Consider the following 13,387-nt stretch of genomic DNA (forward strand, 5'->3'; position numbering starts at 1 on the left):
TGGTTATATTAATATATTACTATTAACCTATAACTGTTATAGGTGCAATCTATGGAGATCACGGCATTGGAGACGCCGCCATGGTCAGACCGCCGATGTTCAGCAGCAGTGTATATGCCCGCCATGGGCAGACCTTTGACAACCCAAATTCGTCTGCGCCTGTTCCTGTCGCACGAAGGCTGACCGCCGGCGGCATTGCAGTGCTGGTCCTACTGGTGGTCACGATGCTGTTTCTGTCAGCCCTTATCGGCGTGGTAGCCGGACTGGCCCCAGTGATCATCTGACGCCGTCACTGCCCCCCTTGCCCGGCCTTGACGGCGACAACCCCAAGATCTACTGCTGGCTGCATCCCTGCCGAGGAGATTGATGCGCAGACTCCCAATTTGAGCACACGCCCACCGGGCAACCGGCCGTCAGCACGGACCGGACGAGTCTTTTGCGCACATTTCCGATACGGGATTTTACACCATGTACCCAGCATCTGCTGCGGTTCGCCCCTATGACGCGGGCGACCGGGCTTCCATCATTTCCATCTGGCGTCGATCATCCGAGATCGGCCACCCCTTCCTGACAGACCACCAGCTTGCGCTACAGCAGCATCTGGTGGAGACCGTCTATCTCGATCAATCCGAAATCTGGATCGCGTCGGTCGAGGGACAGCCAGCAGCCTTCATCGGCCTGATCGACGGCTACATCGGCGCACTCTTCGTGGACACGCCGGCACGCGGCCTGGGATACGGCTCTCTGCTGCTCCGCCACGCCATCCGACTGAAGGGCGCGCTCAGCCTTGAGGTCTACGAGCAGAACCGGCAGGCCACGGATTTCTACCTGCGCCACGGCTTCCGGATCACCAGACGGGCGGAACAGGATTCGCTCGGCTTCCCGCATCCGGCGCTTACCATGACACGGCCGGCACAGCCGGAAGACCTCTCGGAAGACCTGTAGAATAAAAAAAGCGCCGGAGGGGTGCCCCTTCCGGCGCTGATTTTTCAGCCGCGATCCCGCATGAGACGGGCCTTGTCGCGCTGCCAGTCGCGGTTCTTCTGGGTCTCACGCTTGTCGTGCAGCTTCTTGCCCTTGGCGAGCGCAAGCTCGACCTTGGCTCGGCCGCGATCGTTGAAATAGATGCTCAGCGGAATGAGCGTCATGCCCTGGCGGTTGATCGCGCCGTGCAGCTTGTTGATCTCCCGCCCATGCAACAGCAGCTTGCGCGGACGGCGCGGCGAATGGTTCTCGCGGTTACCGAAGGCGTACTCGGGAATGTTAGCGTTCACCAGCCAGACTTCGCCGTTCTTCAACTCGGCGTAGCTGTCGGCGATATTGCCTTCCCCGAAGCGCAGGCTTTTGACTTCAGTGCCTTGCAGGGCGATGCCGGCCTCCAGAGTGTCCTCGATGAAATACTCGAAGCGCGCCTTCCGGTTTTCGGCGACCACCTTCCGCTTGGTCAGCGGCTGGGACAGGTGCGGGCGTGCCATAGAGCGTTCTCGTCCTTCAAGGCGTACTTAGACTGGGCTTACTCGGCGAAACAAACACATAGCACGCCCCGGCCGTGTGCAAACCACGACCGGGGCGAACCGGTTCAATTTCAGATCAGGCCGGCATGGGCCAGCGCCGCATCCACCTTGGCGCGCGCCGCTTCCGACGGCTCGGTCATCGGCAGACGCACCTCAAGGCTCGGGAAACGGCCCAGCTTCCACAGGGCGTACTTGGTCGGCCCCGGCGATGCGTCGGAGAACAGCGCCATGTGCAGCGGGAACAGCTTGTCGTTCAGCTCCAGCGCCTTGGCATAATCACCCGCAAGTGTGGCCTCCTGAAACTGGGCGCACAGCTCCGGCGCGACGTTGGCCGCAACCGAGATGCAGCCGTTGCCGCCCGAGGCGTTGAAGGCCAGCGCCGTCTCGTCGTTACCGGAGAGCTGGATGAAATCCTTGCCGCAGGTAATGCGCTGCTGGCTGACCCGGGCGATGTTGCCGGTCGCGTCCTTTACGCCGATGATGGTCTTGAACTCGGCAAGGCGGCCCATCGTCTCCGGAGACATGTCCACGACCGAACGGCCCGGAATGTTATAGACGATGATCGGCAGCGCGCTTGCCTCGGTCAGCGCCTTGAAGTGGAGGAACATGCCCTCCTGATTGGGCTTGTTGTAATACGGCACGACCACCAGCGCTGCGTCCGCACCGGCCTTCTCGGCGTGCTGCATGAGGCTGATGGCTTCCTGCGTCGAGTTCGAACCGCAGCCAGCAATCACCGGCACGCGGCCCGCCGCCACCTCGACGGTGATTTCGGTGACGCGCTGGTGCTCGTCGTGGCTGAGGGTTGCCGACTCGCCCGTGGTGCCGACCGGCACGAGTCCATGACTGCCCGACTGGATCAGCCACTCGATCAGGGCACGAAAAGTCGGCTCGTCCACAGCGCCGTCACGGAACGGCGTGACAAGGGCAGGAATGGACCCTCGGATCATTGATACTATCCTCATTATCAGCGATGGGTAACGCAGCTGGACGGGCGTTCCCGTTGCAGGCACCATTTGAACCAAACAAGCGGTTGAGGCAATCCCAGCGTGTGGAATCGGTGTGATATGGGCAGATCCTTTCTGTGGCTGACGGTTATGACGGGCGCGCTGCTGCCGGCGCAGTCCACTTTCGGGTGGCAAACGGCGCCTGCCGCATCCCCGCCGGCACCGGTTGCAGCCCGCCCGGCCGCCCAGAATCCGGCGCTGCGCCCCGAGCAGATCGCCTGGTACACCGCCCGCCTTGGCGCTGCCGCACGCAATGCCCCGCTGGCGACCGCCACACCGCAAAATCTCTACAGCCCGCTGGCCGAGTCGATCGTCACGTGGGAGCAGCTGCGCCGCAACCTGAGCAAGGCAAGCTACTGGGAAATTTCCCAGTTCCTGAAGGCCAACCCCGGTTGGCCGCAGGAAGCCAGCTTCCGCTCCAATGCCGAGCGGCGCATGACTGCGGACATACCCTTCTCCGAACGGCTGGACTTCTTCCGCCGCTTCCCCGCCGTTTCCGCCGCGGGCAAACTGCGTCACGCCGAAGCGCTGGCCGCCACCGGACAGAAGCAGCGTGCCGATGCCCTGGCCCGCGAGGCCTGGCTGAGCGGTGGGCTGGATGGGGATCAGGAACTGGAGTTGCTGCGCCAATTCGGCGAGGCCTTGAAGCACGACGATCACATTGAGCGTACGAACGCGCAGCTGTGGAACGGCCAGATTACCGCCGCCCGCCGCATGGTCGCGCTGCTCGATCCGGACCGGCAGGCCTGGGCCAGCGCCCGCATTGCGCTGCAAGGCCGCGACCCGCGCTCGCCGAGCTATGTGGCCGCCGTGCCCGACAAGTTGAAAACGGAAGCGGGCCTTGCCTATGATCGCACCCGCTGGCTGCGCCTGCAGCAGCAGTTGCCGGAGCAGGCCGCGCAGATGATGCTGGCGGCGGACGCCAGCCCCAAGTCGGTCGTCAGCCTGTCCAAATGGTCGAAGGAGCTTCTGGCCCTCTCGGACTGGGCGCGGGAGCAGGGCAACACCAAGCTGGCCTATGACCTGCTTGAGAAGCACCGGATGGCAGACTCGGCGGAAAAGATGGCCAAGGCCTCCACGTCCGACCGCGTTGCCTATACAGATGTTGAATGGCGTGCCGGCTGGCTGGCGCTGCGGGTACTAAACAAGCCGGCAGAGGCGCTGCGCCACTTCAACAACGTTCATACCGTTGCCCAGACCGGCATCACCCAGAGCCGTGCCGCCTACTGGGCAGGCCGCGCTGCCGAGGCGATGAAGAAGCCCGAACTCACCCGCAAGTGGTACGAGACCGCCGCGGCTGAGAGCGATTATTTCTACGGCATTCTGGCTGAGGAAAAGCTGGGCCGCCCGCATCAGCGGCTGGACATGACCCCGCCGCCTTACACCGCTGAGGATATGACGGCGTTCCAGTCGAACACGCTCGTCACGGTTGCGCAGATGCTCAACCAGCTGAACCAGCCGGCTATCCAGTCCACCTTCCTGCGGCAGGTGGCAAGCACGGCTGCAACCCCTGGCCAGACTCGCCTGGTTCTGGATCTGGCGCGCCAGATGGGACGGCTGGATGTAGGCGTGGCCCTTGCCAAGAACGCACGCGGCACCGGCTCCGCCATGCACTACGCCAGCTTCCCGATGGTCAACGTACCGCGCGAGGTGGCCGAGATGTCCGTGATGATCCACGCCGTCACCCGACAGGAGAGCCTGTTCAACCCGAACGCCGTCAGCCCAGCAGGCGCGCGCGGCCTGATGCAGCTGATGCCGGGAACGGCGCAGGAAACCGCCAAGCGGTTGGGCCTGCCCTATGCTCGCGAGCGGCTGCACGAGGAAAACTACAACATCCAGCTTGGCGCGAGCTATCTCCAGCGCATGATCAGCTATTTCGGCGGCAGCCATGTGCTGGCCGTTGCGGCCTACAACGCCGGGCCGGGCAACGTGAACAAGTGGCTCAATCGCTTCGGAGACCCCCGCCAGCCGAACGTGGACGTGATTGACTGGATCGAGCAGATTCCGTTCGGCGAGACGCGCAATTACGTGCAGCGGGTCCTGGAGAACGCGGTGGTGTATACCACCCTCTCTGGCGGCCAGACTCAGCAGGCGCTGTCCACCAGCCCGGCTCAGCAGGCACCAGGGCAGTATACTCAGCTGCTCTCCCGTCATCTCGGGTCGGGTAGCGCCAGCTGACGGCTACCCAAACAAAGAGCACCCGCAAGCCCAACTTCGCAAATTTGGCACGCTGTGACAGGCCCAGGAGTATTTTCCTCCCGATGCCTGTTCACAGCGGCGCGGGAAATGCTCTAACCAGAGAGTCATGAGCAAGGCATTCGTTAAAGAGCGCGACGACGAGGATGAGGGAGAGGGCGAACTTCCTCCCCTGCCCCCCGGTGGCCGCAATTATATGACGCCCGAAGGCTGGCGCCGTCTGGCGGACGAACGCGACCACCTGAGCAAGGTGGAACGCCCGAAGATCGTGGAAACGGTGTCATGGGCCGCCTCCAATGGCGACCGCTCCGAGAATGGTGACTATCTCTACGGCAAGAAGCGCCTGCGGGAGATCGACCGGCGGCTGCGGTATCTGGCCAAGCGGCTGGAATCGGCCGTGGTCGTCAACCCTGCCAACCAGCCCAACAAGGCTCAGGTGTTCTTCGGCGCCACCGTCACCTACGTTGACGATGCCGACATCGAGCGCACGGTCAAGATCGTGGGGCAGGACGAGGTCGATCCCGCCCGTGGTCACGTCAGCTGGGTCTCGCCTATTGCGCGAGCGCTGATGAAGGCCCGACTGGGTGATGTGGTGACGCTGGTCACGCCGCGCGGCCCGGTAGAGGTGGAAGTGCTGGATATCCAGTACGACGCCTGAGGACGCCGGCCAGAAGGCAGACCGCCCGCCCCGACGGGAGGGTCGGGCGGGCGGTTCCAACAGACGCATCGCAACTCGGGCAGTACAACTGAGGGACCAAAACCCCCACGCCACTAACGCAACTTCACACCTACGCTACGCAACATGCCATCGCTGTGTCCGCCCGAAGGGACGTTGCGGACGGGCCGGTCTGAGGGGACAGAAGATCGGCCCATGCGCGATGACTTGGTGCCTGCCGGGACCAGAAACTCAGGGGGATAGTCGTTTCTGCTCCCGGTCCGGGCAACCCTGGAGCATGTCACCGGTGCGATGACGCCCCAGGGCTAAACACAGGCTACTACCATGTCTTGTCGGCCTTCGCCTTGTGCGTAAGGTGTTCCTCCGGAGACACGGTACCGTCGTTGTTCGTGTCCATTTTGGCGAACTTGTCATCCTCGGCCGCCATGAATTCCTGCTGCGAAATCGAACCGTTGCGGTCCTTGTCCAGCTGCGCAAACTTCTGCTGGGCCTTCTGGCGATGCTGTTCCTTCGTCGTCGGGCCCATGGTGGCCGCACCACCTGACGGGGTTGGCCGCGCCGGAGCGGCGATTTCCTGAGCCATGGCCGCGACCGAAGACAGGGCGAAACCGGCAGCAAGGGCCGGAATCAGAAATGTTTTCATTACAGTCACTCCCATGCTTATGGACAACAGCGACCTGAGAACACGCCGCAGTTGCCGGGTTGACCGGGGCGTCACTTCGCCCTTCCGTCCCATCCTTAACTATTAATACGTCCCGCTGGATCCCTATCCTTCGCGTGCCCACCGCCCCGCGAAGCTCTGGCTAGCGCATTCCAGCAACGGCTTATCGGCAAACGGAATTCCCGTATTTCAATATCCTATTCGCAAAAAATCGCAGAATTCTGCCGCTCCTAGCGCAAGCGGGGCTGTGTAGGTGTCGCCCTGCGTAAACCTCGCGGCAAAATCTGTTCAAAGTAAAAAATATTCTGTCTGCCGGCTCGGCGGAGCAACGGCCCCAGCTCAAGACTTACGATCATCATTCCACGGCCGGTCTTTTAGCCTAAAGGATTTGCCTGCTCTTTATCAAAAGTTCCACAGCGGTTCAGCGAACGTTCGCTACGGTCGGCGCACCGCAAACTCAGGGGGGCAAAGAGGGCCTAATTTCGCCCTAATATATTGTTTTCGTTTATATATTACCGATCAAGAAACATTGAAATTTTGAGTCAGAAACCTCTTTACAAGGGGGGCCATAGACCCTATTTGAACCCCCGCAGCCCCATGGGGACTTCCAACCGCAAGGCTGCATTGGTGTCAACAGCCTGTTGGAGGTCCCATGAGATGCGCAACGACCATAGCGCGCTGGGGGTAGCCACTACCCTTCGTCCGGCTTCGCCGGTCACCTGCATTCGTCCGCACGCCGCCGCCAAGGCCGCCCGCTTCTTTTCCGAGAAGTTTCCGGGCAAGGTCCTCTATGCGGTCAAAGCGAATCCGACTCCGGAACTCATTCAGGTTCTGGCGGAGAACGGCGTTTCGCATTTCGACGTCGCCTCGATTGCCGAGGTGCGCCGGGTTCGCGAAATGTTGCCCAACGCCACCCTGTGCTACATGCACCCGGTGAAGCCGGCTGAGGCCATTGCCGAAGCCTATCACCAGCATGGCGTTCGCACCTTCTCGCTCGACAGCCATGAAGAGCTGGAAAAGATCCTGGAAGCCACCGGCAACGCCGAGGACCTGACCCTGTGCGTGCGCCTGCGGGTGTCCTCGGGTCATTCCAAGCTGTCGCTGGCGTCCAAGTTCGGTGTCAGCGCAGAAGAGGCTCCGGCCCTGCTGCTGGCGACGCGCCAGGCCGCCGACTCGCTCGGCGTGTGCTTCCACGTGGGCAGCCAGGCCATGTCGCCTCAGGCTTACGCGGATGCACTGGGCATCGCCAAGACCGCCATCGTTCAGGCGGGCGTGACTGTTGATGTGGTAGATGTGGGCGGTGGCTTTCCGTCCATCTACCCCGGCATGGTGCCGCCGCCGCTCGAAGCCTACTTCGAGACGATCAAGGCTCAGTTCGAGGAACTGCCGATTTCCTACTCGGCGGAACTGTGGTGCGAGCCGGGCCGGGCGCTGTGCGCGGAGTATTCGAGCGTTGTCGTGCGCGTCGAGAAGCGTTCGGGCGATGTGCTGTTCATCAACGACGGCTCCTACGGCTCGTTGTTTGATGCGGCTCATGTCGGCTGGAAGTTCCCGGTCCGCCTGCTGCGGGAAACCCCGTCGCAGACCCGGACCACAGGATTCAGCTTCTATGGCCCGACCTGCGACGATATGGACTTCATGAAGGGTCCGTTCGAGCTTCCGGCCGATGTTCGCCCCGGCGACTACATCGAGATCGGCATGCTGGGCGCCTATGGCGCAGCCATGCGCACCGATTTCAACGGCTTCCGTTCGGACAAGACTCAGGAAGTCTTCGACGCGCCGATGTTCTCGGCCTACGGCAACGAAAGCCAGGACGAAGCGCAACTGCCCCTGACCTTTGCACGTTCCGCAGAGTAAAGGCGCAACATTTCCGCTCTATACTGCTAGGGCTAGTGAAGCTTCCGGCGGCGGTTGAAGCCCGTAAAGCCGCCGCCGGATTCCTTATCAGCCGTCAAAGGCCGACGCGGCTCGGCCAATGGCGCGTTGCTCAGGATGGAGACGTATTTCCATGACCGACACTCTCGTCAACGATCAGCGCAAGGCCGAGCTTCTGTCGAAGGAAGTGAAGCACATCGACATCAAGTCGTTCGATGCGCGTCCGATCATCGACCAGATGGCCAACATGTCCTTCACCTCGCGCGACCTGGCCCGCGCGACCCGCATCTACAACACGATGCTGGAAGACAAGGACTGCTCGATCTTCCTGGTAATCGCCGGTTCCACCTCGGCCGGCGGCTGCATGGATCTCTATGCAGAACTGGTGCGCAACAACATGGTTGACGGCATCGTCGCCACCGGCGCGTCGATCGTGGACATGGACTTCTTCGAAGGCCTTGGCCACAAGCACTACCAGGCTCTGGAAGTGCCCGACGACAACACCCTGCGTTCGCTCTACATCGATCGTATCTACGATACCTACATCGACGAAGAGCAGCTGCAGGACTGCGATCACACCATCTTCAAGATCGCAGAGTCGCTGGAGCCGAAGGCCTACTCGTCGCGCGCCTTCATCCGTGAGATGGGCAAGTACCTGTCCGAACACGGCAAGAAGGAAAATTCGCTGGTCAAGCTGGCCTACGAGAACGACGTGCCCATCTTCTGCCCGGCATTCGTTGACTCCTCGGCTGGTTTCGGTCTGGTGAAGCACCAGGTGGAACGTGCCAAGGCTGGCCAGCCGTACATGGTGCTGGACGCCATTGCGGACTTCCGCGAACTGACCGACATCAAGATCGAGGCCGGCACCACCGGTCTGCTGATGATCGGCGGCGGCGTGCCGAAGAACTTCATTCAGGACACCGTGGTGTGTGCTGAAATCCTCGGCCACGACGATGTGGAAATGCACAAGTATGCGGTGCAAATCACCGTTGCTGACGTGCGTGACGGCGCTTGCTCGTCCTCCACGCTGAAGGAAGCAGCTTCCTGGGGCAAGGTGGACACCGCGCTCGAGCAGATGGTCTATGCCGAAGCCGGCTCCGTGATGCCGCTGCTGGCGTCTGACGCGTACCACCGCGGTGCGTGGAAGGCCCGTGCCAAGCGCGCATGGGGCAAGCTGTTCGACAAGTAAGACCCAGACGATCCGGGATGCGGAGAAATCCGCACCCCAACCTGCACGCGGGGCGCTCCCAAAGGGGCGCCCCGTTTGTTTATACTGACTATGAGTTCGCCCACGCCGCTCCGGTCTGCTCGCCTGCGCGCAGGAGCCCTTTCCGATCTGACCGCATCAGATCGCAGCTCCGGACTTTTGACCGCTCTTACCTGGTTAACCGCCGGGTGCACCGCCTTGCTGAGGAGCCGCCACGCCCCCCGCCCGATGCGTTGCAGGGCCGCCCCTGCCCTTGCAGCGACGCTGGCCGCCTGCCAGACGCCGGACTTCGAGCGGCAGCCCTCCTCGCCTGAGAACGTGCTTGTCGTGGCCCACCGCACCTGCTGGCGGCAGGCGGCGGAGAACTCGCTCGAAGGGCTGGAAGCCTGTATCCGGCAGGGCGTCGACATCGCCGAGGTCGACGTGCGCAGAACGCGGGACGGCGTCCTCGTGCTCATGCATGACCCGACTGTAGATCGGACCACCAACGGCTCGGGCCGGGTGAGCTGGCTGACCTATGCGCAGCTGAGCGGTCTTCGCCTGAAGGCCGGCCGGGGCGGCGCAGAGGCACCGATGACGTCCTACCGGATCCCGACGCTGGAAGAAGCCCTGCGCCGCGCTGACGGCCGGATCATGCTGGAAATCGACATCAAGGGCAGCTCACAGCCTGTTCACGCCTTCCTGCGCAAGCAGGGCCGGACGGACAGCATCGTTCTGGGCACGGACACGGGGTTCGATCCGCGGCTGAAGGTGCGCTGGCGGCTGTCCGTCGAACCGCGAGACAACAGCGTTCGCCGCTTGCGCCTGCCAGATGGCGCAAGGCCGTTTGCCGTCTCCGCCCACTGGAACCGGCTGCCGGATCCCGACGGGGCCTTTGCCCGCGTGCGCGCGGAAGGCGGGCGGATCTGGTCGGTTACACTGACCGGGAAGCGCGACACGCCGGCGACATGGGAGCGCTACATCCGCACCGGCAACTGCGCCATCCATACCGACCGCCCCGATCGGCTGATACAATACCTGCGGGAACGAAAGGCCCGGCAATCAGAGTTCACTCCATCATAGCCAGCATGGCAGCGAAGATGACGGCAACGATGGCAAGAAGCACGGCGATGCCGAGGAGACCCCGGTTGCGGCGCGGGCCGGCGTTTTCCTCGGCGACGGCTTCGAGGCCCGTATCGCCCTGCGTGGTGATGCTGGGATCAGGGCGCAGCACCTCGCGCTGCTCGGCCTCGCTCATCTGCGGGCAGTTGAAGGCGATGTGGCGCGCCAATTCATCGAGCGTCGGGTCGTTCAGGTTGACGGGAACGTGCACCTCGCTCTCATCCAGCGGGGGGCGGCGGCCCAATTCCTGAAGCGCGGAGAAGTAGACCTCGTCCAGCTCCGCCAGCTTGAGGCCCGCAACGGTGACCAGAGGTTCGGCCGGGTCCAGATCGCTCGGGTGGGGCAACGCATCCGCCACCAGCTGCTGCACAACGGCAGTCACCGCATCAAGTTGCGCCTGTTCTCCGGCCGCTTCGGTCATGCGCGTTCCCTATCGCCAGTCGCTATCGTCAGTCATTCCATGACATAGTATAAACGATTGAAGCGGCTCTGGGAAACGCCACGCTCGACCTCAGGCATCGGCTGCCGGCAGTCTCATCCGGGTACTACCGCCGGCCGAGCACATAGTAGACGTAGCTGAATTCCTCGCCTGTATTACGGAACAGCTCGATTTCCTTGCGCAGCGAACGGGTGAATTCCGGGTCCAGCGCCTCCCCGCGCGCGGATAAGTCGGCAAGTGCCTGGTCCATGCTTTCGGCATAGGCAGCCCAGCACTCGGGCGGGAGGGCGTGGGTGAACAGAAGTTCATAACCGCCAACGCCCTCGGCCCGCTCGATATTTTCTACCACCGTGCGCATGGCCGGATAGGCAGAGTACCAGAAGGTGCGGGCCTTGATGCCCGGGTTCGGCACCAGCCACGAGCACTCCGACACCACCGCGAAACCAGTGGGCTTCAGCAGATCACGCCAGCGGGCGAGCGCAGCATCGAAGCCGAGGATATAGGCCGCGCCCTCGCTCCACAGCAGATCGAGCGAGCCATCCGGAATCGGCGGGTTGGCCATGTCGCCAACCACTGTCTCGATCCGCTCGGACAACCCGCGTGCCGCGGCGGCTTCCGCCAGCTTCTCCAGAAACTCCGGGGTCTGATCCAGCGCGAGCACATGGGCGTCCAGCCGCTCGGCCAGCACCAGCGTTGCCGCGCCTGTTCCGCAGGCCAGATCCGCCACCCGCGCGTTCGCGGGCAACTCCGGCAGGAGGGAGAGCGCTGCGGCCGTTTGCTCCGCGCTGCCAGGAGACTGACGGGGCAACCCGGCGAAGAAGGCAAGGATGCTGGCCTCGCTGAAATCGGTCATGGCTTTGCCCGTTGTTGTTGCTGATAAAAGAAGAGTGCTGGCGCTTTAAAATAAAACGCCCGGCAGGAAACCGGGCGCAAAGGGGGGAATCTGTCAGCAGCAATCAGCTGCACGCGATGAAGGCTCAGCGCGCAGCCATACCGGCATTCCGCGCCGCGTCGTCTCGCTGGGCCCGAAGCATGGAGACCAGCTTGCGAGGACGCAGGGCAGACGTGTTGGACGCGCAGCGGAAAATGGTCATCAGTCCATCCACACGCGTGGAAGACGGCAGACCCAGCTGCTCCATCATCTGTGCGCGGTCAGACGAGACGGGGCACAGCCGCGACACATCCACATGGGCCTTCGCGTTCGGAAAGTCGCCCGCATAATAGGTCATGGTCTGTCGCTCCCCGTCAAATGCCGCACACACAGCAAACGCACTCGGTGCATGTTCAGAAATAAAAAAGCTGTTCCTGAACCAGACAACAGAACGGCCCCGTTTTTAATTCCGTGGATTGTTCCGTCTGCAATCTGATCACCGAGAATATTATTGATGATCGGAAGCTGAACGCAGCATGTACAGCCCAGGTTCCCAGCGCTTTGCAGAAACCTTTCAATTATAATTACTTGCCATCAGGAATATTTGCTGGAAGCTGCAGTTTCCCGTGAATTATCAGCCTTGTGGGCGACTGGTCACGATGCGGAACGGTTGAGGTTCCCCGGTGGAGTGATCCTTGATGGTGACGTACTCGCCCACCACAAGGCGATGAAATTCCAGCCGGAAGATCGGCTCGTCGTCATCCTCGCCCGGCTCGTACGAAAAGCCCCAGCTGCGGTCCTTCATGCGAGTCAGCCAGCCGTGGCAGTCTTCCTCCCCCGCCTTGTAGCGGGCGACGGTGGCGCGGCGGGGCTCCGCGCCCATGGCGTCTTCATCAAGGGTACCATCCTCCCTCAATGCGACGTGGACGATATAGGCGTGGGACGGATCGCCCTCCGGTGAGCCTTCGGTGCGTCCTTGTTCCAGCCGCAGCATCGTCCATGTGGTCATTGCGCTCCTCCTCCTGTTTGGGGCGGAGCGCCGGTCAGGCCGTCAGCCCCGCGTGAAGCGGGCCACCAGCTCGACATGGGCGGACCAGAGGAACTGACCCACCGGCCACAGGCGCTCCAGCCGATAGCCACCATCGAGGAGTAAACGCGCATCCCGCGCAAAGGTGTTGGGATTACAAGAAACTGCCACAACAACCGGCACGGACGACTTCGCGATTTCCGCGCACTGGGCCGATGCGCCGGCGCGCGGCGGGTCGATCACAACGGCATCGAACTTCTTCAGCTCAAGCGCGGTGAACGGACGGCGGAACAGGTCGCGGTGCTCGATTTTCACCGGGCGCATGGCCTCGTTGGCCGCGCGCTGGAGCGAGTCGAGGCTGACCTTGCCAGCATCAGACGCCAGCACCTTGGCGGTTTGCGACAGCGGCAGGGCAAAGGTGCCCAGCCCTGCGAACAGGTCAGCCACGTTCTTCGCCTTCGGGCCGACCGAATCCAGTACGGCGGCCTGCAAGGCTTCCTCACCATCGGGAGTGGCCTGCAGGAACGCGCCGACCGGCAGGCGCACGGGCACGCCACCGAACCGGATCATGGGGGTGCGGCGCTCGATGATCACATCAGTGCCAGCACCAGTATCGATTGAAAGACGGGCAAGATCGGTCTCTTCCGCAAAGCGGGTGAGAACCTCGTCCTGCTGCAGGCCTTTCCGCTTGAAGCCGCCCAGCGTCATGTCGACGCCGGTGTCGGACAGCGTGACGGCAATGCTCGCCGCATGGCCGTCCGTCAGTTCTCGCGCCAGCAGGGCGCGCAAGGGCACCAGCAGCCGGAACAGGTCCGG

At 62.7% G+C, this 13,387-nt stretch carries 15 protein-coding genes; 7 read left to right on the forward strand and 8 right to left on the reverse strand.

Translation table 11 applies throughout. The features are described from left to right. Nucleotides 1–80: 80 nt before the first annotated feature. Both VIG90_RS17855 and VIG90_RS17860 read left to right on the forward strand, forming a co-directional pair. Entirely contained in the window at nucleotides 81–284 is a 204-nt protein-coding gene (locus VIG90_RS17855; protein ID WP_331594876.1) for a hypothetical protein, read from the forward strand. A gap of 184 nt (nucleotides 285–468) precedes the next feature. Further along, nucleotides 469–945 (forward strand): GNAT family N-acetyltransferase, encoded by a 477-nt coding sequence (locus VIG90_RS17860; RefSeq protein ID WP_331594877.1) that lies wholly within the window; start codon nucleotides 469–471, stop codon nucleotides 943–945. Nucleotides 946–989: 44 nt separating this feature from the next. Here the strand turns inward: VIG90_RS17860 and smpB are convergent, their stop codons facing one another. Continuing rightward, nucleotides 990–1,475, reverse strand: a complete 486-nt coding sequence (gene smpB, locus VIG90_RS17865) for an SsrA-binding protein SmpB (RefSeq protein WP_331594878.1) — start codon at nucleotides 1,473–1,475, stop codon at nucleotides 990–992. Nucleotides 1,476–1,585: 110 nt separating this feature from the next. Next, a complete protein-coding gene (gene dapA / locus VIG90_RS17870; protein WP_331594879.1) occupies nucleotides 1,586–2,461 on the reverse strand; it encodes a 4-hydroxy-tetrahydrodipicolinate synthase in 876 nt (291 codons plus the stop codon). Nucleotides 2,462–2,578: 117 nt separating this feature from the next. On the opposite strand from dapA, the gene VIG90_RS17875 reads away from it, so the two are divergent. Together VIG90_RS17875 and greB are read left to right on the forward strand one after the other, a co-directional pair. Next, nucleotides 2,579–4,696: a lytic transglycosylase domain-containing protein gene (locus tag VIG90_RS17875; protein WP_331594880.1), complete on the forward strand. Its 2,118-nt coding sequence runs from the start codon at nucleotides 2,579–2,581 to the stop codon at nucleotides 4,694–4,696. Between the two features lie 214 nt (nucleotides 4,697–4,910). Then, entirely contained in the window at nucleotides 4,911–5,372 is a 462-nt protein-coding gene (greB, locus tag VIG90_RS17880; RefSeq protein WP_331594890.1) for a transcription elongation factor GreB, read from the forward strand. 337 nt (nucleotides 5,373–5,709) lie between these two features. Here greB and VIG90_RS17885 read toward each other — a convergent pair whose 3' ends face one another. Next, entirely contained in the window at nucleotides 5,710–6,033 is a 324-nt protein-coding gene (locus VIG90_RS17885) for an EF-hand domain-containing protein (protein WP_331594881.1), read from the reverse strand. A 675-nt stretch (nucleotides 6,034–6,708) separates the two neighbouring features. Between VIG90_RS17885 and VIG90_RS17890 the strand changes: the two genes are divergently transcribed. The 3 genes from VIG90_RS17890 to VIG90_RS17900 all read left to right on the forward strand — a co-directional run bounded on the left by VIG90_RS17890 (nucleotide 6,709) and on the right by VIG90_RS17900 (nucleotide 10,195). Continuing rightward, a complete protein-coding gene (locus VIG90_RS17890; protein ID WP_331594882.1) occupies nucleotides 6,709–7,908 on the forward strand; it encodes a type III PLP-dependent enzyme in 1,200 nt (399 codons plus the stop codon). Between the two features lie 151 nt (nucleotides 7,909–8,059). Further along, nucleotides 8,060–9,115, forward strand: a complete 1,056-nt coding sequence (locus VIG90_RS17895; protein WP_331594883.1) for a 1,9-bis(guanidino)-5-aza-nonane synthase — start codon at nucleotides 8,060–8,062, stop codon at nucleotides 9,113–9,115. A gap of 216 nt (nucleotides 9,116–9,331) precedes the next feature. Continuing rightward, nucleotides 9,332–10,195 (forward strand): glycerophosphodiester phosphodiesterase family protein, encoded by an 864-nt coding sequence (locus VIG90_RS17900; protein ID WP_331594884.1) that lies wholly within the window; start codon nucleotides 9,332–9,334, stop codon nucleotides 10,193–10,195. Here VIG90_RS17900 and VIG90_RS17905 read toward each other — a convergent pair. The 5 genes from VIG90_RS17905 to VIG90_RS17925 form a co-directional block, all read right to left on the reverse strand. Continuing rightward, nucleotides 10,182–10,655 carry a hypothetical protein gene (locus VIG90_RS17905; protein ID WP_331594885.1) on the reverse strand — a complete coding sequence of 158 codons (474 nt, stop codon included), beginning with the start codon at nucleotides 10,653–10,655 and terminating at the stop codon, nucleotides 10,182–10,184. The two genes, VIG90_RS17900 and VIG90_RS17905, sit on opposite strands and share 14 nt — an antisense overlap. Nucleotides 10,656–10,779: 124 nt before the next feature. Further along, complete coding sequence (locus VIG90_RS17910; protein ID WP_331594886.1) at nucleotides 10,780–11,526, reverse strand: class I SAM-dependent methyltransferase; 747 nt, start codon at nucleotides 11,524–11,526, stop codon at nucleotides 10,780–10,782. Nucleotides 11,527–11,650: 124 nt separating this feature from the next. Beyond that, nucleotides 11,651–11,902, reverse strand: a complete 252-nt coding sequence (locus tag VIG90_RS17915; RefSeq protein ID WP_331594887.1) for a hypothetical protein — start codon at nucleotides 11,900–11,902, stop codon at nucleotides 11,651–11,653. 276 nt (nucleotides 11,903–12,178) lie between these two features. Further along, nucleotides 12,179–12,553, reverse strand: a complete 375-nt coding sequence (locus tag VIG90_RS17920; protein WP_331594888.1) for a hypothetical protein — start codon at nucleotides 12,551–12,553, stop codon at nucleotides 12,179–12,181. Nucleotides 12,554–12,595: 42 nt separating this feature from the next. Next, a partial coding sequence (locus VIG90_RS17925; protein WP_331594889.1) for a class I SAM-dependent RNA methyltransferase occupies nucleotides 12,596–13,387 on the reverse strand: 792 nt, incomplete at its 5' end.

Source organism: Pedomonas sp. (assembly GCF_036515995.1).
In the GTDB taxonomy this organism is placed as follows: domain Bacteria; phylum Pseudomonadota; class Alphaproteobacteria; order Sphingomonadales; family Sphingomonadaceae; genus Pedomonas.